This is a genomic window from Roseofilum sp. Guam (assembly GCF_017746735.1).
Taxonomy (GTDB): domain Bacteria; phylum Cyanobacteriota; class Cyanobacteriia; order Cyanobacteriales; family Desertifilaceae; genus Roseofilum; species Roseofilum reptotaenium.
In genome coordinates, this window is the sequence record NZ_JAGHZN010000006.1 from 88,093 (window position 1) to 109,710 (window position 21,618).

20 protein-coding genes and 1 tRNA gene are annotated in these 21,618 nt (G+C 46.1%); 11 read left to right on the plus strand and 10 right to left on the minus strand.

The genetic code is table 11. The annotated features are described in order from the left end of the window. Positions 1–16: 16 nt before the first annotated feature. Positions 17–1,021, minus strand: a complete 1,005-nt coding sequence (locus J7529_RS03480; RefSeq protein WP_318727845.1) for an adenylate/guanylate cyclase domain-containing protein — start codon at positions 1,019–1,021, stop codon at positions 17–19. A 144-nt stretch (positions 1,022–1,165) separates the two neighbouring features. Between J7529_RS03480 and J7529_RS03485 the strand changes: the two genes are divergently transcribed. Then, positions 1,166–1,774, plus strand: a complete 609-nt coding sequence (locus J7529_RS03485; RefSeq protein ID WP_271945411.1) for a DUF3611 family protein — start codon at positions 1,166–1,168, stop codon at positions 1,772–1,774. Positions 1,775–1,784: 10 nt separating this feature from the next. Here J7529_RS03485 and J7529_RS03490 read toward each other — a convergent pair whose 3' ends face one another. Continuing rightward, positions 1,785–3,224, minus strand: a complete 1,440-nt coding sequence (locus J7529_RS03490) for an efflux RND transporter periplasmic adaptor subunit (RefSeq protein WP_318727846.1) — start codon at positions 3,222–3,224, stop codon at positions 1,785–1,787. A gap of 193 nt (positions 3,225–3,417) precedes the next feature. On the opposite strand from J7529_RS03490, the gene J7529_RS03495 reads away from it, so the two are divergent. Further along, entirely contained in the window at positions 3,418–4,584 is a 1,167-nt protein-coding gene (locus J7529_RS03495) for a cysteine desulfurase family protein (RefSeq protein WP_318727847.1), read from the plus strand. Positions 4,585–4,662: 78 nt separating this feature from the next. Here J7529_RS03495 and J7529_RS03500 read toward each other — a convergent pair whose 3' ends face one another. Next, positions 4,663–5,613 (minus strand): o-succinylbenzoate synthase, encoded by a 951-nt coding sequence (locus tag J7529_RS03500; protein ID WP_318727848.1) that lies wholly within the window; start codon positions 5,611–5,613, stop codon positions 4,663–4,665. A gap of 416 nt (positions 5,614–6,029) precedes the next feature. Between J7529_RS03500 and J7529_RS03505 the strand changes: the two genes are divergently transcribed. The 3 genes from J7529_RS03505 to J7529_RS03515 all read left to right on the plus strand — a co-directional run bounded on the left by J7529_RS03505 (position 6,030) and on the right by J7529_RS03515 (position 8,922). Next, positions 6,030–6,260: a hypothetical protein gene (locus tag J7529_RS03505; protein WP_318727849.1), complete on the plus strand. Its 231-nt coding sequence runs from the start codon at positions 6,030–6,032 to the stop codon at positions 6,258–6,260. A gap of 300 nt (positions 6,261–6,560) precedes the next feature. Beyond that, on the plus strand, positions 6,561–7,436 hold the full coding sequence (locus J7529_RS03510; protein WP_318727850.1) for a M48 family metallopeptidase: 876 nt from the start codon (positions 6,561–6,563) through the stop codon (positions 7,434–7,436). 259 nt (positions 7,437–7,695) lie between these two features. After that, complete coding sequence (locus J7529_RS03515; protein ID WP_318727851.1) at positions 7,696–8,922, plus strand: HhoA/HhoB/HtrA family serine endopeptidase; 1,227 nt, start codon at positions 7,696–7,698, stop codon at positions 8,920–8,922. Between the two features lie 77 nt (positions 8,923–8,999). Here the strand turns inward: J7529_RS03515 and J7529_RS03520 are convergent, their stop codons facing one another. The 7 genes from J7529_RS03520 to J7529_RS03550 form a co-directional block, all read right to left on the minus strand. Next, on the minus strand, positions 9,000–11,177 hold the full coding sequence (locus J7529_RS03520; RefSeq protein WP_318727852.1) for a putative baseplate assembly protein: 2,178 nt from the start codon (positions 11,175–11,177) through the stop codon (positions 9,000–9,002). Positions 11,178–11,417: 240 nt separating this feature from the next. Further along, a complete protein-coding gene (locus J7529_RS03525; protein ID WP_318727853.1) occupies positions 11,418–12,095 on the minus strand; it encodes an HAS-barrel domain-containing protein in 678 nt (225 codons plus the stop codon). Positions 12,096–12,144: 49 nt separating this feature from the next. Beyond that, positions 12,145–12,921, minus strand: a complete 777-nt coding sequence (locus J7529_RS03530) for a Uma2 family endonuclease (RefSeq protein ID WP_318727854.1) — start codon at positions 12,919–12,921, stop codon at positions 12,145–12,147. Positions 12,922–13,081: 160 nt separating this feature from the next. Further along, on the minus strand, positions 13,082–13,267 hold the full coding sequence (locus tag J7529_RS03535) for an NAD(P)H dehydrogenase subunit NdhS (protein ID WP_271945426.1): 186 nt from the start codon (positions 13,265–13,267) through the stop codon (positions 13,082–13,084). Positions 13,268–13,297: 30 nt separating this feature from the next. Further along, positions 13,298–14,569 carry a rod shape-determining protein RodA gene (rodA, locus tag J7529_RS03540; RefSeq protein ID WP_318727855.1) on the minus strand — a complete coding sequence of 424 codons (1,272 nt, stop codon included), beginning with the start codon at positions 14,567–14,569 and terminating at the stop codon, positions 13,298–13,300. A 118-nt stretch (positions 14,570–14,687) separates the two neighbouring features. Next, entirely contained in the window at positions 14,688–15,767 is a 1,080-nt protein-coding gene (locus J7529_RS03545) for an Mrp/NBP35 family ATP-binding protein (RefSeq protein ID WP_271945428.1), read from the minus strand. Positions 15,768–15,859: 92 nt separating this feature from the next. Next, entirely contained in the window at positions 15,860–16,387 is a 528-nt protein-coding gene (locus tag J7529_RS03550; RefSeq protein WP_318727856.1) for an SRPBCC family protein, read from the minus strand. Between the two features lie 271 nt (positions 16,388–16,658). Here J7529_RS03550 and J7529_RS03555 point away from each other — a divergent pair, with 271 nt between their 5' ends. From J7529_RS03555 to J7529_RS03580, 6 genes are all read left to right on the plus strand, one after another. Continuing rightward, a complete protein-coding gene (locus tag J7529_RS03555; RefSeq protein ID WP_271945430.1) occupies positions 16,659–17,015 on the plus strand; it encodes an STAS domain-containing protein in 357 nt (118 codons plus the stop codon). Positions 17,016–17,195: 180 nt separating this feature from the next. Further along, positions 17,196–17,885: a photosystem II biogenesis protein Psp29 gene (psb29, locus tag J7529_RS03560; protein ID WP_271945431.1), complete on the plus strand. Its 690-nt coding sequence runs from the start codon at positions 17,196–17,198 to the stop codon at positions 17,883–17,885. Between the two features lie 88 nt (positions 17,886–17,973). Further along, positions 17,974–19,290 carry a cytosine deaminase gene (locus J7529_RS03565; protein WP_318727857.1) on the plus strand — a complete coding sequence of 439 codons (1,317 nt, stop codon included), beginning with the start codon at positions 17,974–17,976 and terminating at the stop codon, positions 19,288–19,290. Positions 19,291–19,392: 102 nt separating this feature from the next. After that, positions 19,393–20,097, plus strand: a complete 705-nt coding sequence (locus J7529_RS03570; RefSeq protein ID WP_318727858.1) for a dienelactone hydrolase family protein — start codon at positions 19,393–19,395, stop codon at positions 20,095–20,097. A 15-nt stretch (positions 20,098–20,112) separates the two neighbouring features. Then, positions 20,113–21,252, plus strand: coding sequence for a patatin-like phospholipase family protein (locus J7529_RS03575; protein WP_318727859.1), 1,140 nt, complete (start codon positions 20,113–20,115; stop codon positions 21,250–21,252). A gap of 63 nt (positions 21,253–21,315) precedes the next feature. Continuing rightward, positions 21,316–21,404: transfer RNA gene (locus J7529_RS03580), tRNA-Ser, on the plus strand. Positions 21,405–21,618 lie beyond the last annotated feature (214 nt).

Consider the following 21,618-nt stretch of genomic DNA (forward strand, 5'->3'; position numbering starts at 1 on the left):
CCATTGATGCCATGCATCAGTGAAATTTAGGGGATTTAAGCAAAAATGCCTGCAATTGAGAAAACGAGCAGCCATAGGTAACAGCAGGATGTTCATACCCTTTCAGTTGCACCATATGTTTTTCAAATAGAGTTGGATTCGTTCCCACACTAAACAGATATTGATAAGTTGTTTTACCTAGGGCAATATCTTTCTGAATTTGCTTCGTACAAGATTCGAGTCGAAACGCCGCATTAACTGTATCTCCTAAAGCGGTATAATCAGGGCGATCGCCACTTCCCGTATTGCCCACCATGGCATATCCTGTATTCACTCCAGCTCCAATACGCATGGGTGATGGTAAAGGATACTCTTTGGCAAACTTCTGGGTCATCTGATGCAGTTGATTGAGAGCATAGAGCATTTTCATCACCTCCATTTGGTTGACTCCCTCCGTACCATGGAACCAAACCGCCATCACTGCATCCCCAATATACTTATCCACCCAGCTATCATACTTGCGGAGAATCTTGCCAACATTACGAAACCAATTGCCCATCATCGTTGATAAAGTGACATCATCCATCTGCTGAGTCAAACCGGTAAAATTGCGAATATCAACCACCATCACCGAAATCAACCGACGCACATGTAAAGCCGCCGTCACATGAGAATTCTCTTCTACATCTTCCAAATCTAAGGTTGGGTCTGGAACCGCCAAGGGATCGTGAAAGTGGGCCTCAGTCTGGCCAAACATCAAATGATCCCCATCTTGTAGGGTAACTGGCACATTCACCCGACGACCATTGACAAACGTCCCATTGCGACTTCCAAGATCAATTAAATAGACCGTTCCCGTGTCTGTATGTTGGATCATGGCATGATTACGCGAGATCCATGGATCAGACAACACGACGGTATTGTCTTGAGTGCGTCCAATTGTCCAACACTGATTGCCCGCTAATGAAAGATGGCGAATTGATGAAGGGGTTTTAAGGACAAGATAAGGAGGAGTATTTACGCTCACTGTGGACGGCCTCATTGCAGTTATGATGTCCCTAGATGCATCCTGACATAGTTTTTAAGATAAACGAATTCTCTAGAAGTTAAAGAAGTAAAGATCTAATTCTCCTTAGTTTCCTGTTCCTTGTACACGATCGATCATAGTCTCTGCTTTCCTAAATTTATGTTTGATCCGCTACCTCCTTCTAAACCTAATGTCCACCAAATTGCCAGCGAATTTTATCGATTGGGATGGATTGGTTTTTGGGTACAACTGGGTTTAGGAATCATACCCATTGTTATTTTGCTGTTTGTCTTGTTATTTGACAATAGACCGAACTCTGCACAAGCGGGTAATGCTTGGCTAGGTACAATTCTAGCCTATGGATGTTTATTAACCTTAATTTTTACGATTTATTGGTGTTTTCATTACACTCAATTGTCCGATCAACTCAAAAATCCAGAATTGCGCCCCTCTAAGGCTCAAATCCGTCGTAGTCTATGGATTGGGATTCTAGCCAATCTGTGTGGCATGACCTGCGCGATGATTGTGGCTCTCTGGCGAGTCGGAACCTTATTATTCCGGATGTTATCCTTGCCTCCTGGAGCCTCAACTATTTATACGCCCATGCCAGGAGCTGCGGTTGTTAATCCCGGCTCTATCATTGTGCCTATGAATATGATTGCCCTACAAGCGATGATGAATACGATCGCCGCTGAACTCGTTGGTGTAATCGTCACCCTTTGGCTTCTCTATCGAGTCATCCAACATACCTCCCCTGGAGAATCTTAAGTCACCCATCCTAACTCGATTGCGTCTCCAAAGGAGTTCCAGGTTCCAAATTCAGATCGGGAGTGGGTAGAATCACGTCATCCCCTGGTGTTAAGCCGGATAGCACTTCCACGGTGTCTAAGCCTTCTAAACCTAGGGTCACTTCTCGTTTTTGGGCGAAACCCTGCTCATCTTTGACCCAAACAAATGTCATTTTGCCTGACCTTTGTAGCGCCTCTAAACCAACCACCACTACATCTTGGCGTTGATCGAGGATAATTTCCACATTCACCTGGCTTCCCGGAATCAAAGTTCCTGTGGATTGATTGAGTTGAACGACGGCTGAGACAGTAGCCAGTCCACCTGGCGAGCCTTGAGAGTCGGAGACAGAGATCGCTTGGGGAGATAACGCCACGACTTGACCGTCATAAACTGGAGAATCCGGGCCAATAATCGTAATCCGAGCAGGTTGATTCAAGCGTACTTTGGCCGCATTCAGGGTAGATAAACTCAGCCGTACATATTCTTGGGTGGGGTCTCCAAGGGTTAATAGCTCATGTCCCCGTGTCACTCCCTCACCATTATTGACATTCACCCGTAAAACTATGCCATTAATGGGAGTAGTAATCAGGGTATCTTGCAGTTCTTGTTGAATTTTGCGTAACTCTAACTCTTGTCGTTGCAGTTGCAGTTGGATTCTGTTGACAGCAAGTTGGGCATTTTGCAGTTCAGAAGTGGAACTTGCGATCGCCGTCTGCTGTTGATTAGATTGTTCTAATTTCTGCCGTTCTAAGATGAGGGTTTCTGTTTCTACTGTTAATTGGGCCTCGCGCACAGCAATTTCAGCATCTCTGACCTTTCGGCGTTGGCTTCGCAATTGATCTCCAGAAATAAATCCCTTCTCCTCTAATTCCAGTAAATTTTCTAACTCTTCTTGACTATCGGCTAAATCGGCTTGTTTTTCCTGCACCTGCTGTTGGTGACGCTCTAACCTTAACTGTTTTTCTTCCAATTCCAACGTGTGAATCTGAAGTTGTCTTTGGGCCGTTTCTAACGTCTGTTCGGCTGCTTGCACCTTCTGTTGATCGTGTGCCAACTGAACCATCGTTTCTTCGATTTGAGTCAGTTGTGCTTGCAGACGAGTTTCTCGTTCTGGATTGCGTAACCGAATGATTTCCTCTCCAGCCTGTACCAATTCACCCACAGTGACTAACACTTGCTCGACTGTACTATCATCAGGGGCTTTGATCGTTTGTTCATCGCCCAATTCGACGATTCCACTCTCGTTAATTGTCTGCTCTAGTGAACCAGATTCAATGGCTGTCGTCGTGACTTTCACGGGTGAAGGGGTACGTTGAAGCATTGAGGTATAAGCCAGAAGACTGAAAACAGAAATTGCGGCGATCGCCCCCGATCCCATCAACCACCGAATTCCCTGTTTGTGTTGTTGTTTAGCCAAAATTTCCATCATTGTTAAGCATAGGTAGATGAATTGGCGATCCTGCTCCCTGTCGCCTAAATTTTCGGACTCAGGTAATCAAAGTCCCGTATGGCAATCACCTTGCTTAGTCTATCCAATCTCTAGCCGAAGATGCCAATTGACACACAGCGGTCAAACCATACTAAGCTGAAGAGAGGAGATACCGACGCTACTGAACCCACTTATGCAAATTTATCTGGATTATAGTGCTACCACCCCAACACGCCCAGAGGCGATCGCTGCCATGCAGGAGATTTTGCTCCATCAATGGGGCAATCCGTCCAGTTTACATAATTGGGGACAACGGGCAGCGACGGTATTAGAATTAGCCAGAATGCAGGTGGCTAGTTTAATTGGAGCCAGTTCTAGCGAGTCGATTATTTTTACGTCTGGTGGCACAGAGTCTGATAATTTAGCCCTGATGGGGATTGCTGGACAATATACTCAACCGCAACATTTAATTATTTCTAGTGTAGAGCATTCGGCTGTTGCCCAACCGGCCCAATTTTTAGAGCAACGGGGATGGAGGGTGACTCGTTTACCGGTGAATCGCCAGGGTAGGGTTAATCCAGCGGATTTAGAAGCGGCTATTAGTAAGGATACGGTGTTAATTTCAGTTATCTATGGTCAAAGTGAGGTGGGAACCTTACAACCGATTGAGGAGTTGGGAAAAATTGCACAAGCCCATGGCATTGTTTTTCACACAGATGCGGTACAGGTGGCAGGACGATTACCCTTAGATGTGGCCAGTTTGCCGGTGGATTTGTTGTCGTTGTCGAGTCATAAGATTTATGGCCCTCAAGGAACAGGAGCGTTGTATGTGCGACCGGGAATTCAGTTGTATCCCTTAATCGGTGGAGGTGGACAGGAGCGGGGATTACGTTCGGGAACAGAGGCTACAGTGGCGATCGCTGGTTTTGGGGTAGCTGCGGAATTAGCCAGTGAAGAGTTACCAGAGGAAATGCTGCGGTTAAGGCGGTTGCGCGATCGTCTGTTTGAGCAATTGGTGGATATTGAGGGCTTAGTCCCTACGGGCGATCGCTGTCATCGCCTACCCCATCACGTAAGCTTATGTTGGCAAGATACTCAGGAAATTACAGGCAAAACCTTAGTACGGCAACTGAATTTAGCGGGAATTGGGATTAGTGCGGGTTCGGCTTGTCATAGTGGGAAACTTTCTCCAAGTCCAATTTTAAAAGCGATGGGATATTCCGATCGGGAGGCGATCGGCGGCATCCGCTTCACGTTGGGTAAACAAACCACTGAAGCGGATATAGATTGGACAGCGATGGTGTTAAAGCAGATTTTGCAACGGTTGCGCTCAGAGTCTCCACGTTTGGTGAGAATTTGAGGGAAGGGAAGAGGCAATAGGCAATAGGCAATCTCCCCGCGTCCCCTTGTCTCCCTATCGCCCCATCCCCCCATCCCCTCAGTCCTCGAACCAGCAATCAGTTCCCAATCCAAGGGCACGCTGTAGGTTAAGAGTAGCTGCTAATCTGAGGAGCATTTTACGGGCGATCACTGTTTCAAAGACAGAAGAGAGAACCATATCCACTCGATCGGCTTGGCAAAACTCGATCAACCGGGAGGGAAAGCCTAAAATTGCGGGTTTAACAACCATAACTCCTGGCCATCCTGCGTGATAACAGTTTAGGAACTGTTGCCAGGTGGCGATCGATTCATCTAAAGCTAAAGGGGTTGGATACTCCTGAGAGAGGGCTAACATAGCCTCAAACTCAGATATCCCTAGAGGTTGTTCCAAAAATTCCACCGGCCGATCTGCACATGCTTGCAACCATTGATGGGCCTGAGTTTCCGTTAGTCCCCCATTGGCATCCAAGCGCAGTTTTATCCCATCTGGAAGCATCGATAAGAGGTCTTGAAAATCGTTCAATTCTTGGGAAATCTCTGCTACAGCTATTTTCCATTTTAATGTTTGATAGCCTTGATTCCAAATCGGTAATTGGAGATCGAGGGCGGCTTTTCCTGTCGGTAATAAGCCACAAACCTGAGTTAAATTAGGCGGCGCTTCCCAATTGTGTAGATCGATTAAGGCTGACTCAAAACCAAATTGACATGCAGGGAAACGATCGGGAATAGAACGAATCTGTTCATCGGTAATTTGACCACCAAACGACTGACAAAATTGTAAAGCTTCTGTAACACTTTCTGAACCAAACCCAGGTAAGGGGGCAATCTCTCCCCAACCGCGATCGTTCGATTCTTCTTCGTCGATCGGGCACAACTGAATCCAAATCCCTTGGCGATCGCGCCACACTCCATGATGGGTATGCAAGGGCTGTTTAAATGGACGGCAATAAGCTTGGATACTTAACCGATATTGATCGTTATTTTGAGAATTCTTAAAATTGATCCCCATCTGTCAATAAACTTGTTACTATAGATATAAGTTGTTTTTTCCTGTAATTCTAACTTAATTTAAAGCCAATTGTTATCCAATTATGTCTGATGTAAATTAGAGACTGAAACTCTTGACTTGCTGCTCTATTTGCCTTCTATAGCGTTTCTCTCTTCTTATGGAGTTCAGCTTGAAGCCTTACACCTTAAGCGATACAGACTATTGCTAGAGTGCGAAGCGCTATATTGTCTATTCCAGTTACCCAGTAAGACTTTCAACTCATCCTAATCCATATCAGTCATCAATTAGTACAAAACCAGATGGAAAACGATTCCTGAAGGTGATATCATAGGATAAAAAAGATAACCACATCAGTTGGTCAGGAATAAAACGAATCATTGCTTATTTTTATTCCCCTAATCTTGAGTAAAACTGCCATGAGAGAATTATCTTATTCCACCGCTCCCCCTGCCGTTTCTGCGGAGATGCCAGAACTACAAGTTGAGCCGAATTCGTTACAAAAAATAGCGTCTGTCGATCGCAGGTTAGTTCAATGGGTTAAAAGTTTAATTTTTGTATTGCTCTTAGGAGTAGCTAGTTTGGGACTCCTGTTCTTAGCCGTAAATATGGTGTCTCCAGTAGAAGAGGCTTTAGAAGAGGACGATTGATCTAGCCATTCTCAACTAACCTTCTGTGGCTCAACCTCAATTAGACACCCTTTTATGCAATACCAGAACAATCAATTCACGATAATAGGGGCCATGAATTACCCCTATTTCGTCTTGATGTAAGACGACCCTTGAGAGTCCTGATTCCCTAAAACTAGACTGTACATTACATTAAAGTGTAGATAGAAAACTTTCCTCAGGATCGAACTCTAGAGCTTCAAGCAACCTTTGAAGAGATGGGTGCGTCTAAGGACATCTGCATGACGGTGAATGATGGCTATGTTAAGTCTTATAAAAAAATTGAAGCTTCGGCGATGGATTTATCCCGTGATTTCCCTGTGGGTTGCCCTGGGAATTTGGGTGGGGAGTCCCCAAGTGAGCCAAGGGTTTTCGATTTGGGATATTCTTCCAGATGTGATTCAATATGTGCAACTGGCCAGTTTAGGCGATCGCCAGGAAATAGCCTTAGGCAAACAAATTAACCAGCAACTCATTAGCCAAGAAGTCCGAATCTATGACGATCCTGAATTAACGGATTACATTGATCGTATTGGGCAACGGCTGGCGAAAGAAAGTTACCGTCCACCCACATCGAATTATCAGTATACATTCCAAATTGTTGATGATGATTCCGTTAATGCCTTTGCTACCCTGGGCGGCTTTGTTTATATCCACACCGGACTGATGAAAGAAGCTGAAAACGAAGCCGAATTAGCGAGCGTCATCGGCCATGAAATTGCCCATATCACCGAACGTCATGCCATTAACCAAATGCGTCGCGTCGCTCTAACCAATGGGTTAGCCACTGCTGCGGGAGTCGATCAAAGCCAGATCGTGGGCTTAGGAGTAGAAATTGCCATGCGTTTACCCCATTCTAGGGAAGCCGAATATGAAGCCGATCAACTAGGACTGAATATGATCACAGCGGCAGGCTATGCCCAAATTGGCATGGTAGACTTCATGAAAAAATTAGCCAGATCGCCCTCTAGACCCACTTTTCTCAGCACCCATCCCCATGGGAGAGATCGGGTTAAAGCTTTAGAACAGGCGATCGATCCAGAATTTGCCACCATGGGTAATGGACTCGATCAGAATGATTATCAACGTCAAATTGCTGCGTTGAATGGCGGAAGCGGCGATCAGAATTCATCCGATGACGAATTTTGGCCCCTATAGGTTAATACACCACAATCAATCTACAACGCAGGTATGTGTAGGGGCGAAAAATTTTTCGCTCCTACAACCGGAGTCTCATTGCGATTCGAAATGACTATAATCTACGCATCCGGAGCGTCTCCCTGTCCCCCCATTACCAGCGTGTAGCGCTACAGTGCGGTTAACCGAAACAGCCAATCAACCGACAAAATCGTTAATCTAATAATATGAAGCTAAACGGTCAGCATTGACTTAACCTGATATCGCCAGAGTGTGCCCCATGACCAATCCCTATCCATCCGATAAACCTGCAACTCCAGCCCCCTGGAAACAACCTCTCATATACATTACCCTAATGCTCTTTGGCAGTACGCTCACTTTAGTTGGGACTCAGGTTTTATCGCGATCGCCAAATTTATCCACTTCAACTCAACAAACCTCTACGACTCTCTCAGCCCTTCCTTCAACCACAACGACTCCATTAGTGCCTACCAGTAATGATAGTTTTGTCAGTCAGGTTGTACAAAATGTTGGCCCTGCAGTTGTTCGCATTGATGCGTCCCGGATTGTCACGCAACAAGTCCCGGATGTCTTCAACGATCCCTTTTTCCGGCGCTTCTTTGGTGGTACTACCCCCATGCCCCAAGAACGAGAAGTTCGGGGGTCAGGTTCAGGATTTATTATTAATCAAGAAGGTATGATTTTAACCAATGCCCATGTGATTGAGGGCACAGATACAGTGGATGTGACGCTCAAAGATGGGCGCACCTTAGAAGGAAAAGTTTTAGGCACAGATCCAGTCACTGATGTAGCAGTTGTCAAAATTGAGGGAGAAAATCTGCCCACGGTAAAATTGGGGGATTCGGATACCTTACAGCCCGGTGAATGGGCGATCGCCATTGGCAACCCCCTCGGTTTAGACAATACAGTTACCGTAGGCATTATCAGCGCCACCGGTCGCTCTAGCGCCCAAGTGGGGATTCCTGATAAACGAGTGAGCTTTATTCAAACCGATGCAGCCATTAACCCCGGTAATTCTGGTGGTCCCCTACTCAACCAAAATGGGGAAGTTATCGGTATCAATACCGCCATTATTCAAGGGGCCCAAGGTTTAGGCTTTTCCATTCCCATCAATACAGCCCAAAACATTGCCGATCAACTGGTCACCAAAGGTCAAGTAGACCATCCCTACCTCGGCATTCAAATGGTCACCCTAACGCCAGATCTGCAAAAAGAAATTAATCAAAATCCGAATAGTGGCTTTAAGATCTCCGCAGAGCAGGGAGTTTTAATTGTCCAAGTCATGCCCCAATCGCCAGCCGCTCAAGCCGGTATCCGCGCTGGAGATGTGATTACCGAAATCGATGGCAAACCGATGAGGGAAGCCACAGATATTCAACAAGCGGTACAAAATACCCAAGTGGGTAGTTCTTTGAACGTGTTAATCCGTCGTGGAGATCAGTCTTTACCTTTAACTGTCCGTCCAGGAGTCTTTCCAGCTCAATAGCGTGCAGTGCTATAGTAGCGGGTAGGGCATAGAGTTGTCGAACGTCCTCTACCCTCCCTTACTATGTATTTTCCCCATCATTCGATGATATTAATCATGTGATTCGATCGCAGATTCGGATCGGCCCAGGAGCAAATCAGGCCTGTGGGGCCCGGATCAACGAGGTGAACCGGTTGACTTCTAATCCATTGGCCAGCAATAGATAGGCGCAATTCAAACAGTTGCACCGCTCCTAAACGGCGAATGCCTGGGACTTGTTGCAATAAGGCGATCGCATCGGACATATAGGCGGGTTGACCGAGGGGCCAACCGTTACCTCCTGGACCACCGGTTAGGGGATTAAAGAAGCGATAGAGGGTTACATTAAGAGTGTGCAGGAGTTCTGTTTGCGCTTCTGGGGTGCGATAGCTGGGGTCTAGGGAGACCTCGGTTTGCACGGAAAGTCCCACATATTCGGGTTCTAAAAGTTCTACCTGCACGCCCAATAAGCGCCGTTCATCTAGGTAGGCCATGAGTTTGCGATGCAAGGGAGGGCTGAGGCGAAACTGTTCGGGAGGGATGCCAACTCCTTGTGCGATCGCCTGTCGGTTGCAGTCGGGAACCACCAAGAGTTGCACGGTTCCTGGTTTTTTGGGGTTAGTGGGTAAACAAGTGGTGCGGGCGATCGCCCCATCTCCTCCTAAAATCGTCAAAGATTCAAAGTCTTCTGGAGTCACCGCGCGATCGCGCGTTCGCAACATTTGAGGCACGCGCATGGCTGCTTGTTCAATGGTTTCTGCTTCCGTCCCATTGCGAGCTGGAATCAGATTGACCACATTGGCGACATAGGGAACCGCAGATTTCAGCGTATTCAGACTGCGATCTTCTACATTGCCTCGCAACCCCCCTCCAGTGCGATAGCGGCTCATTTGCACGGTTGCCCCTCTGGGGGGTATGGCTCCATATTGGTGTTCCATGCTGGGGGGTTGGAGCGGGGGGCGATCCTGTCCCTGTTGCAGAATAGCGCGGATATCCTTAGCCTGCTTGAGTTGGGCAGGTTCCCGGATCAGGGGGCCAAACTGGAGCGTACCGGTAAGGGAATCAATCAGATAATGCAGATCGCTTGGACTAGAATTAGAAAAGTCAGTCACTTCTTGCCATCGTTGAGGAGTTGCCCCTGGAGGCGTGACGATCAGATATTCGTCTTCTTGACGGTCGAGAATGGGCGATCGCCGCAGTTGGAATCGTTGCCCCGGTTCTCCATTACTGTTACCCAGGAGGTCATTTTCGATCAGTTCGCATTGGGTAGCTTCCGTGGTTCCGCCAATGGCTTTGACTCCAATACCGATGATTTGTGGCGATCGCGTGTAGCTTGGTTGACTCAGGCGTGGTGTCGCATAAACACAGCGCAACCATCGCCCTTGATAGGCGGTAAATTGGGCTACTGGAAAATTCAAGGGTAGATGTAACGTAATATCGACTCCCTGTAAGGGATTTCCTCCTCGTTGGGCAATGTCCGCGAAGCTAAAGCCTTGGGTTTCATCATCCGATTCTTCAAGTAGCACTGGCTGCCAATACTGACCATTCCAGGCTTCCCAGCGTCGCGGGGGGTCAGTGGGGTCAATGCCTGTAGGAGTCGCTTCTTGTCCTTTTAATGTAAGAATGATTACATTTCCATCCAAGGATTCTTGGGGATCGAAGACCAGATAGAAACAATTCCCTGCTTGGGGTTGAGCGTTGAAAAGGGGCAATTCGGGGCCAGACCACTCCCCTGTGGGGGTCAGATTCCAGAGATGGGTAAAGCGATCGCGTAAAATTTGCGGCGTTTCCTCGATTTGCTCGGCTCCCAGAAAATGGTTAATCTGAGGATTACCGATTGTTAGAGGGCGATCGGTACTAAATACAATGGGGTCAAGTCCCGGTTGACGCTCCGTTGCCACCTCAATCCCCGCCGGTATCGTATAAGACTCTGGCAAATCCGACACCAAATAAAACGTTACTTCTGTTGTCGCTGGATTCGGCGGTTCTAAGCGAATACCGAGCAATTCTAAGAATAAAATATAATTGCGCCGAGGCAGTTGGTTAAACCGTAGCAGCATTTGATGGGTTAACCAGGCAAACATTTCAATCATGGTAATGCCTGGATCGCTCGGATTATGATTCGTCCATTCTGGACAATAGCGTGGAATTCTCAACAGACATTCTTCGATCAAATCTTGATATTCTCGGTCATCTAAATTCGCCTTCGGTAATTTGGGTAAGAAATCAAAAACCATAATCAATTCCTGTCTGCAAGAATTTAAACAAAAGAAAGAAACGAAGACCGTTAATGGTGTAAATCTACCGATTGATCGCTTTATTATTAGCGGATTCAAAAGGCAGATCCCAAATTAAGGTAACCCTATGGGAATAGTCATACCCCTCACTTAGTCTACCTCTTAGAACCTCGAAAAGAAAATAGTCCTACTGGAACTCATCAAGCCTTACAACAGAACAAGCTGGGGGGATAGGGAGATCTAAAGATAAACTTGGCTGAGAATATAGCGTAGGCGATCGTAATCATCTTTGAGAAGTAGACTCAAGTTTCGCCCTGCTTGTACTAACCAGGAGTGTTCGGTATGGCGCAGTTGGTAAATCGTTCTCAAGGTAGCTGCAATCAGCGCATCAACTGGTGTTCCAGGAATTTCGAGTAAAATGCGAATAAAATCAAAGTCCTCGCTAAAGCGAATCACTTCATCCGGATGACATTGATAGACCGCTTGGTGAATTTGTGGAGGACGTGGGGGTAAATGCTGATAAACTCTGGAGCGAGAAATTGCTGACTCCAGGGTTTCAAATCCGACGATCGCGGCTCGAAACTCAGTTTTAAGCATGGCAAAAATCTGCGGCTGCTCTGCTCGCAGTTGTTCTAGGGATAATCCCAAAGCTCTAGCACGATGAATTGAATCAATGGGAGTAGTGGTGGCATGATACACCACTGCATAAACCCAATAGCCTGTATCTGGTTCTGCGGAGCGTTCAGGAGTGACACCGAGCGATCGCACAAAAGAACCAAATGCTGGCATCATGGGAAAATTGAGATCTTCCGGTTCCAGACATTGGGCTAAAAATTCCGAGGTTGCCGTTTCGATCACCTCAGCAATATGATTTTCAGGGCGATCGTTGATGGCAGTTTGAGTTAAGGGTAAGCGCATAGAGTGACAACAGAGGGATCGTATTGGTGTTTAAAAATAATTAGGATTACTAAGACAGTGAATCAGGATCGATACTGAGTTGTCGAAGCTTATCCCGTAATTGCTGTAACTCCAATTCGGCTTGGTCTGCGCGTTGTTGTTGGAGATTGCACTCCGACTCAGCTTGCTCGGCCCGTTCGCTCGGTGTCGGTATCCACTCCCCAGTTTGATTGTAGAAGCGCAACCACCGCCCTTCTACTCCCTCATACACCCCTTGCCATAACCCCAATCCTAAGCCTAATGCTTCTAACCATACTTTCTTTTGAGATAATTCCAATGGTTCGTATTTTTCACCTTTGAGGACAAATCCCCGGAACTGATTTTGATAGAGATCGTAAGTCACATAATAGGGAACCTGTAAAATTTTCTCGTATACTTCCCATTTGGTTGGTGGCTTTTTCTCTTTACGCTCTGTGCGTCCTAAGTCTTCATCTTCTGTTCCTGGAGACGCTAATTCAACCACCAGAAAGGGACTGATTTGTTCTTGCCAGATCACATAGCTTAGACGTAACTCCTGTTGAGTACGGCTACGCTTGGCTCCCAAAACCACAAACCAATCCGGGCGTTTGTGCCATAGGGTATGTTCGCTGTCATAGTAGAGGTTAAGATCGCTGGCAATAAAATAGTCATCCTCACGGTAGCGGGGAGATTGACAAGTTTGAGTTAATAAATCCGGTTGGTAATCGTGAAACTCATCCGGCAATCCAGGTTCCTCCGGGTCTTCGCTGGGTAAATCATACATCGTTGGCAGAGATTTCTGCTTGGGATTGGGATACAGTTGAACCATGGCTTTACAGAGAACCGCTTATGGAGGTGGAAAACCTAAAAACAGCCAGTAGGGTGGGCAAGGTACCGTAAAAATGGTTTTCCCATTACCTATTACCCATTACAGCACTTCGCGCGGTAATGCTTGCCCACCCTACAGATGATTGGCAATTATAACTATTTTACTTTTTACTCGTCGGATCGACGATTTCCAACTCTCCTAGTCGGAAGGTGACCAACTTATCCCAGTTTCCCCCTTCAAAGAGTACTGCTGCTTTACCATCGGTTACCCGTTGTACTTGGCCGGTAAAACCATAATAGGTATCTCCCATATTTTTTACCCGTACTGCTACACCTGGTAAGATCATTCTTTTTTACCTCAATCGATAAAATACCCATTAAAACTTTAGCCGATGTCGGTGATTGGCTACTGCTTCCACCAAGCCGATCGCCAAAAAATTCGTCAGTAGAGCCGATCGCCCATAACTCATCCAAGGTAACGGAATTCCGGTAACTGGGGCAAGGCCAATGGTCATGCCAATATTCACCATCACCTGAAACACAATCATCGATAATACCCCGATCGCCAGCAAGGAACCAAAGTTATCCTTTGCATTTTGGGCAATCATCACTAACCGCAGACAAATTAACCAAAAGACCAATAACAGAATCGTTGCGCCAATAAATCCCAACTCCTCACCCACAGCCGAAAAGATAAAATCCGTGTGTTGTTCGGGAATAAAATGCAGTTGGGTTTGGGTTCCCTGATTTAACCCTGTGCCGTGAAGTTGTCCTGAACCAATAGCAATCCGAGATTGAATGAGATGATACCCTCCGCCTAGGGGGTCTTTTTCTGGGTTGAGAAATAAAATTAAGCGGTCTTTCTGATAATCCTTCAGCAGTCCCCAAAAGACCTCACCCAGGAATCCAAAGGCCGTACTCAGAGCAACTGTAACGCCAGCTCCGATACGCGGCCAAGGTAAACTTGTCCAAGCTAAGAGGGCTAGTAAGCCTACCCAAGCAAACCAGGCTGGAAGATAAAGATTAAATAGGATCGCTGAGATCATTGGAGAGATCAGTAAAATCAGCCAACTGGGATTGGTATTAGCCCAGTACAGCATTCCCAAGGCGATCGCCCCAAACACGAGGGAAGTTCCTAAGTCAGGTTGCAGAAACACCAAACCCCAAGGAACGCCTACAATAGCGAGAGTTTTGAAGAGGCTCGATAGGGTTGAAGCTCCCTTACTGTGGAGCAGAGAAGCTAAGGTAATAATTACCCCCAATTTAGCAAATTCTGAGGGCTGAATATTAAACCCACCAATCGTAATCCATCGTTGCGCCCCTAAAGCCGTTGTCCCAATAAAAATAACCGCTAATAAGGAAACATTAGTAATACCATAGATCACCCATTGCCACTGGATAAGTTGCTGGTAGCGCCAACGGGAAATAAATAGGGCTAGAATACACCCAATCCCCCCAATAATCCAATGTTGCAGCCAATCAGTATATTGAAGATTGAGCTGGGTTGAGCGAATCATGATCCCACCAAACAGGGTTAAGCCAATCACCAGAATCAGCAATAGCCAATCTAAATTTTTCCAACTATTGAGTATAGACAGCCAGCGAATTCTAGAACCTGAATTAGCAGAATAAAATAGAGATCTACGCATAAGGTAAGGAGTAATAGGTAATGGGTAATCGGGAATAGGTCATGGGTAATGGTGACCAGTTAAGACGATTTTCTGATTCCTTATTTCCTATTCCCTATTCCCTTGACAAAAGGATAAGTTATCTGGTGAGGACAGCGACAGAGATTTTAGCCGCGATCGCCTTAGCGACCTTGACTAACGCTTGAGCTGAAGCCGATTCAGGATCGCTGACCACAATGGGTACGCCGCGATCGCCACCTTCCCGTAAACCTATTTCTAGGGGAATACAACCGAGCAGGGAAACACCGAGTTCTTCTGAGGTCTTTGCACCCCCTCCCGAACCAAAAATGTCATATTGGCGATCGGGCAGATCCGGCGGGATAAAATAACTCATATTTTCCACCATTCCCAGCACTGGAACCCCCATCTGTTCAAACATTTTCAGCCCCTTACGCGAATCGAGAAGGGCCACATTTTGGGGTGTGGTTACAATAATGGCCCCTACCATGGGAACCGCTTGAGTCAAGGTTAATTGGGCATCTCCAGTTCCAGGAGGCATATCCACAATCAGATAATCTAACTCACCCCAGTCCACTTGATAGAGGAATTGGCGAATCACCCCATTGAGCATGGGGCCGCGCCAAACCACCGGTTGGTCTTTTTCGATCAAAAAGCCCATGGAAACCAGCTTCACCCCATGATTAAAAGCCGGTTCTAGGACTTCTTTGCCCCCTCTATCTTGTACCATCACCTTCGCTGAGTCTAAACCCAACATAGTCGGGGCATTGGGGCCATAAATATCAGCATCAATTAACCCAACTTTGGCCCCAGTTTGGGCTAAAGCGACGGCCACATTCACTGCCACCGTACTTTTGCCCACTCCCCCTTTACCACTGGAAATGGCAATAATATTTTTCACGCCCTCAATCCCTTGGCGATCGGGTAAGGTATTCTTGAATTGGGGCGTTTCTGCTGTCACCTCAATATTCACCGCTTGAACCCCTGGGAGCTGTTTCACCGCTTTCGTACAGTCTTCGACAATAAATTCCCGCAGTGGACAAGCGGGAGTAGTCAGCACCAAAGTAAAATTCACATTTCCCTGGGCATCAATCTCAATCTGGCGAATCATATTCAATTCCACCAAACTTTTCCGCAGTTCTGGGTCTTCCACAGGTCGCAGGACTTCTAAAACGGATTGGGGATCAAGGGTCAAAGTCATAAGGATTTGCTATTGGCTGTTGATTATTCCGACGTTACTTATCAAATCTTAACGCCCTTGGGCAGTTCTCATCGGTTTTCATACGGGTTGACTTAAAATCCAAAATCTACCGAGTTTCCTGGATGGGTTTTCTTTCCAGGGCCACCTTGAAGAGCCGCCTTCTCTGCTGCTTTGGCTAGAGCTTCGGCGACTTTGGCTGCATAGGGACGAATAAACGACCAAATCAGAGGAGAGAGCCATCCGCGCAGGGTGACTGAATAGGAGATGCGAGTGCCCCAAACCGTTGATTCAACTTGGTAGATCATCCTCTCTTCAATTCCGGGCATCGCCAAAATTCTAATGCTTAAGAGTTCTCCGGGTCTGACTCGTTCGACAAAAATGCGAATTGGAATGGGGCAAAACCGAGTCACGGCCCTAAAAATTAGCCCCGGTTTGGGAACCAAACCCCTAGGGACATTGGTTCGTGCTAAGAGGGGATGCCAAGAGACATCAGCGAAATCAACAACAGTTTGCCATAGATCGTCAACCGAAGCTGAACTAATGACACGATAGGTTTTGGCTAGGGTACAGCGAACTCTACGACTCTTGCGGCCCAATAGCTTAGACAAAAAATCTGGCATTGTCTATTCAATACTCACACTAAAAAATAAAGAAATCATTGATACACTTAGGTTTGAGCAGGATTAGGCGGGTTTTAATGTCAACGGGGAGTGGGTCATTCACGCTAGGGTAACATTGCCAGTGAGATCTGCGGATCGTGGATTAAGAATTATTTCAGTTTACCAGCGCCCAACGGTATATTATGGGTCTAAGGCTTGTTCCAAGTCGATTTGAGATACTACAATCAACCCAAAAGTCCACAATTCCTAATAGAGAAGGTAGACGATCAAAATGGAGCAAAGAACACACGAAACGGAAGATGGAACAACAGTTATTGTTTTAACGCCAACTGGACGTTTAGATATCACTACAGCCTGGCAATTTCGTTTGAAACTACAGGAATGTATTTCTAAGCTCAGTAGGCATGTGGTGGTAAATCTGGGTCAAGTAAACTTTATTGATAGCTCAGGCCTAACGTCTTTGGTCGCTGGGATGCGGGATGCGGAGAAGGTTAAAGGATCTTTTCGCATCTGTAATGTTCATCCGGAAGCTAAGTTGGTGTTTGAAGTGACGATGATGGATTCTGTATTTGAAATTTTTGAAACAGAAAATGATGCACTAGAAGGGGTTCCCAGGGTTGCAGGATAATTGGGGCAAAAGGGTCTGACAAATGTGTTTGAGTCACTAGGAGAGGAGACAGTCCGCTTTCTGGAAGCAATTGTCTTAAACTCCTGGTGACGGGACTTTGATGCTGGTTTTTGGGGAAAACCTTGGCAAAGTGACCTTTAGGCGCGAGAATAGAATCACCCACTCTTGATAATTGTAGCTGTGAATACTGTCCGCACTGTTTCCGATACTAAGCGAGCGTTTTATACTAACCATACCCGGCCCATTAATTCTATCTACCGCCGTGTGGTGGAAGAATTGATGGTAGAGATGCATTTGCTGTCGGTCAATGTGGACTTTGAGTATGACCCCATTTATGCTCTTGGGGTTGTTTCGTCCTTTGACCAATTTATGGAGGGATATTCACCAGAGGGTGAAAAAGCATCTATTTTTGCAGCGTTGTGTCAAGCATTGGAGAGCGATGTCAATGTTTATCGGGCAGAGGCTCAACAGGCTCAGGAACAGATTAAGGATTGGTCTGGAGAGGCTGTGGTTGCTCTGGTTTGCGATCCGCATCAGGGTGATGGTGCGGATGCTCTGCGAGGGCGCTTGAAGGCGATCGCCGATAATCCTAAGTTTAAATATAGTCGTTTGTTTGCGATTGGTTTGTATACGCTCGTCTCTACGGTTGATTCTGAACGACTCCAAACTGAGGAGAGTCGTAACCAAACGTTGGAAAAGATTGCCCAGGGATTGGGACTTTCTTTGGAGAAATTGCAAAAGGATATTGAGTTGTATCGGTCGAATTTGGAAAAGGTGAAGCAAGCTCAGGCAGTAATGAAGGATATTTTGGAGGCTGGACGTAAAAAACGCCAAGAGCGAGCTTTGCAAAAAGAGGAAGAAAGGGAATAGGGAATAGGGAATGGGGATGTGTGCTCCCTTCAACTCTACTCAGGGAGCATAAACGCGGAGATTAACCCTTACCCATGACTTATTAACCATGACTTCTCACAATATTCTAGAGGGCAAAGGTTACTGGCTCTCTAATGCCCAAGTTCCTCTGTCTTTGTTTCTGCCCAAACATTGCCCTCCTACGGTTACACCTAATTCAGAAAAATTGGTGCGGGTAGATATCTGTATCGAAGAGGGCATGATTACTAAAATTTGTGCCAGTGGCGATCGCCCCCCAAGCCATGAAAATGATGTCTATGATATGAAGGGAGGTCAAGTCTGGCCGACTTTTGTTGATATCCATACTCATCTGGATAAGGGCCATATTTGGCATCGTAGCCCTAACCTTGAGGGTACATTCGAGGGGGCGATCGCTGCTTCTGGAGAAGATGGCGATCGCTATTGGACGGCCGAAGATCTCTATCGGCGTATGAATTTTGCCCTAAAGTGTAGTTATGCCCACGGAACCCAAGCTATCCGCACCCATCTCGACTTGAGAGGTGAAGAAACTAAAGTAACTTGGGACGTTTTTCAAGCTCTCCGGGAAGAATGGCAAGGGAAACTTGAATTACAAGCAGTGAGCTTAAGCACGTTAGATGAGTTATGTACTCCAGAAGGACAACAGTTAGCGGATCGCTTGGCAGAAATAGGCGGAATTCTAGGGGGAATGCCCCTCATGAATCCTAATTTTGAGAGTCAAATTTATCAAGTTTTGTCCATGGCTAAAGAGCGTAATTTAGACCTGGATTTCCATACTGATGAAAGTTTGAATCTAGAAGCGCGTACCCTTTATCAAGTCGCTAAAATGGCTCTCAAATATAAATTTGAGGGTCAAATTACCTGCGGTCATTGTTGTAGTTTAGCCGTACAAACTCCAGAAATTGTCCAAGAAACCCTAAACGCAGTCAAAGCAGCAGAAATTTCCATTGTCAGCTTACCAATGTGCAATCTCTACCTGCAAGACCGGCAACCAGGAAAAACCCCCACCTATCGCGGTTTAACCTTAGTTCAGGAAATGCAAAAGATGAGAATTCCGGTCATGTTCGCCTCTGATAATTGTCGCGATCCGTTTTTTGCCTTTGGCGATCATGACATGTTAGAAGTCTTTAATCAAAGTGTGCGAATTGCCCATTTAGATATTCCTTATGGCAACTGGCCGCAAGCAGTCACCACAATTCCAGGTAAAATTATGAAGTTACCTAATCCAGTAGCGATCGCTGTCGATTTACCTGCTAACTTAATTCTCTTCAAAGGACGGCGATTTACTGAACTTTTAGCCCGTTCCCAACATGACCGTATTGTATTGCGTAATGGTAAACCCATTGATACAACTTTACCCGACTATGCCGAATTGGATAAGCTCTGAACACCTGCATCTTAGCTATAGCTTCTTCCGATGAGAGAAAAAAGCGGTACACTATAGCTGTACGCTGGCTAAGTACAGTCAGGCTGGAGATAAGCGATCGCCATGACAAACCAAGACCTAATCATATCTACCCTTGATGGTGGTAACTTTAGCGCCTATGTTTCTGAACCCCCTGGAGGAAACGGCCCAGGATTAATCGTCATTCAAGAAATTTTTGGGGTGAATGCTATCATGCGTCAGATAGCAGATGAGTACGCTAGTTTGGGCTATCTGGCTGTAGTTCCCGATTTGTTTTGGCGACTCGAACCCAACATTGAGCTAGAACCTGACAATCAAGAAGATTTAGCTAAAGCCTTTAGTCTTTACGAGCAGTTTAATGAAGATCAAGGCGTAGACGATCTGATCGCTACCTTAGAAGCAGTCAAAGCCTTACCGAGTTGTAGCGGTAAAGTCGGAACCCTAGGATTTTGTCTGGGGGGAAAACTGGCCTATTTAATGGCCACGCGATCGCTGGCTGATTGTAATATCTCCTATTATGGGGTGGGTATTGATAACAATCTCCATGAACAAGAGCAGATTAAAACCCCCCTGATGCTTCACCTAGCAGAATTGGATGAATATGTCAGTCCCGATGCCCAAACTCAAATGATCTCTAGTCTCCAAGACCATCCTCAAGTTATTCTACATCGCTACTTAGGTGTAAATCATGGCTTTAGTCGGGTGAACTCCACTGCCTATGTTAGCGAAATCGCTCAACAAGCGGGCGATCGCACTCTACAATTCTTGCAGCAACATCTAAAACCGTGATCTCCGAAGGTGAACATGGCATCATTTATTAACATCAATCCCCAACTCCTAGACGATCAAGACCTCCGACTCACAGAAAAACAAAAAGAAGAGATTTGGAGCCGTTTTCCCGAACCTGTTGATGGTCATTACTATGCTGATGCCATCTTTGAAGGGGGAGGAGTACGAGGTATTGCCCTATTAGGAGCCTTACGCTGCTGTGAAGATTTGGGCATTCAATGGAAAAAGCTGGCTGGAACCTCTGCGGGTTCATTAACCGCAGCTTTTTTAGCAGCTAGTTTTCCGATTAATAAACTCGAAGAGATCTTGAGTAGCATCGACTATAATGGCATCTTCTCTCAAAAAACTAGCCCCTTCATTTTCAATGGCGATCCCAGCGACGACCTCCAAGCACCTTTATCGATGATCATCTCTTTATTATTGACCCAACAACTCGGTCAATATTCCTCAGATCCCTTCCGAGACTGGATTGCTAAAACCCTTAAATCCAGGGGAATTGAAACGTTTACTGATGTCAAACGCCTCGATCCCCAACGAGAACTGAAGATTGTCGTCTCCAATATCACCCACTGCGAAATGTGGGTTCTGCCTGACGATCTCAATCCCAATTCTGCTCGACTTAACAAAGACCAACAAAGCCATCGCCAAGCTATTCTACAACAGCATAATCTCAAGCATTACCAAGACTTTAGTATCGCTGAAGCCGTGCGCTTATCTTCGAGTATTCCTTTATTTTTCCAACCCGAAAAACTCGGTAATGCTTTTATTCTCGATGGTGGTTTGCTCAGTAACTTCCCTTTGTGGATTTATGACCGCCCTTCCGGCGATCCCCTGAACCCTCCTAAATGGCCTACGTTTGGCTTTCGCTTAATCGATCAAACCCTGAATCCACCTAAAATTAACAATGCCCTTGATCTATTTACTGCTTCCCTGCGATCGATGGCTAATGCCAGAGACCGATACCATGTACGCCATGGTGACCAAGGTCGGGTGATTAATATCGATGTCACCAAAGCCAAAGTCACGACTACCGAGTTTTCCCTTAGCTCGGAGAAGAAGGTCAAACTCTATCGCTTGGGATACAAACAAACTAAAGACTTTTTCCTCCACCATTGGGACTGGACGCGCCATTTGAAGGAGCGAGGATTTTGCTGAAAGAATTCCCCGCTTCCCTTGCCTTTCTCGGCTCAATTTGTTATCATAGGTAAGGCTTTCCTTGGAGAGGTGGCTGAGTGGTCGAAAGCGGCAGATTGCTAATCTGTTGAAGGTATTAATACCTTCCGAGGGTTCAAATCCCTCTCTCTCCGTCTGAAATAATCCTAGGTAGAGAGCGACTCTCACCCTCAGAAGGGGTTCAATACCTTTCGCAATCTACACACATATTTCACACAAACTCATCCTACACCACTCCAAAAGAGTGCAGGGTAAATAGGTCATAGAAATAGAGAAAACTTATTCATAGAAACATTGCCATAGAATTCCATCAATACATCAGTCACATGACAGTCGTACGACCATCAC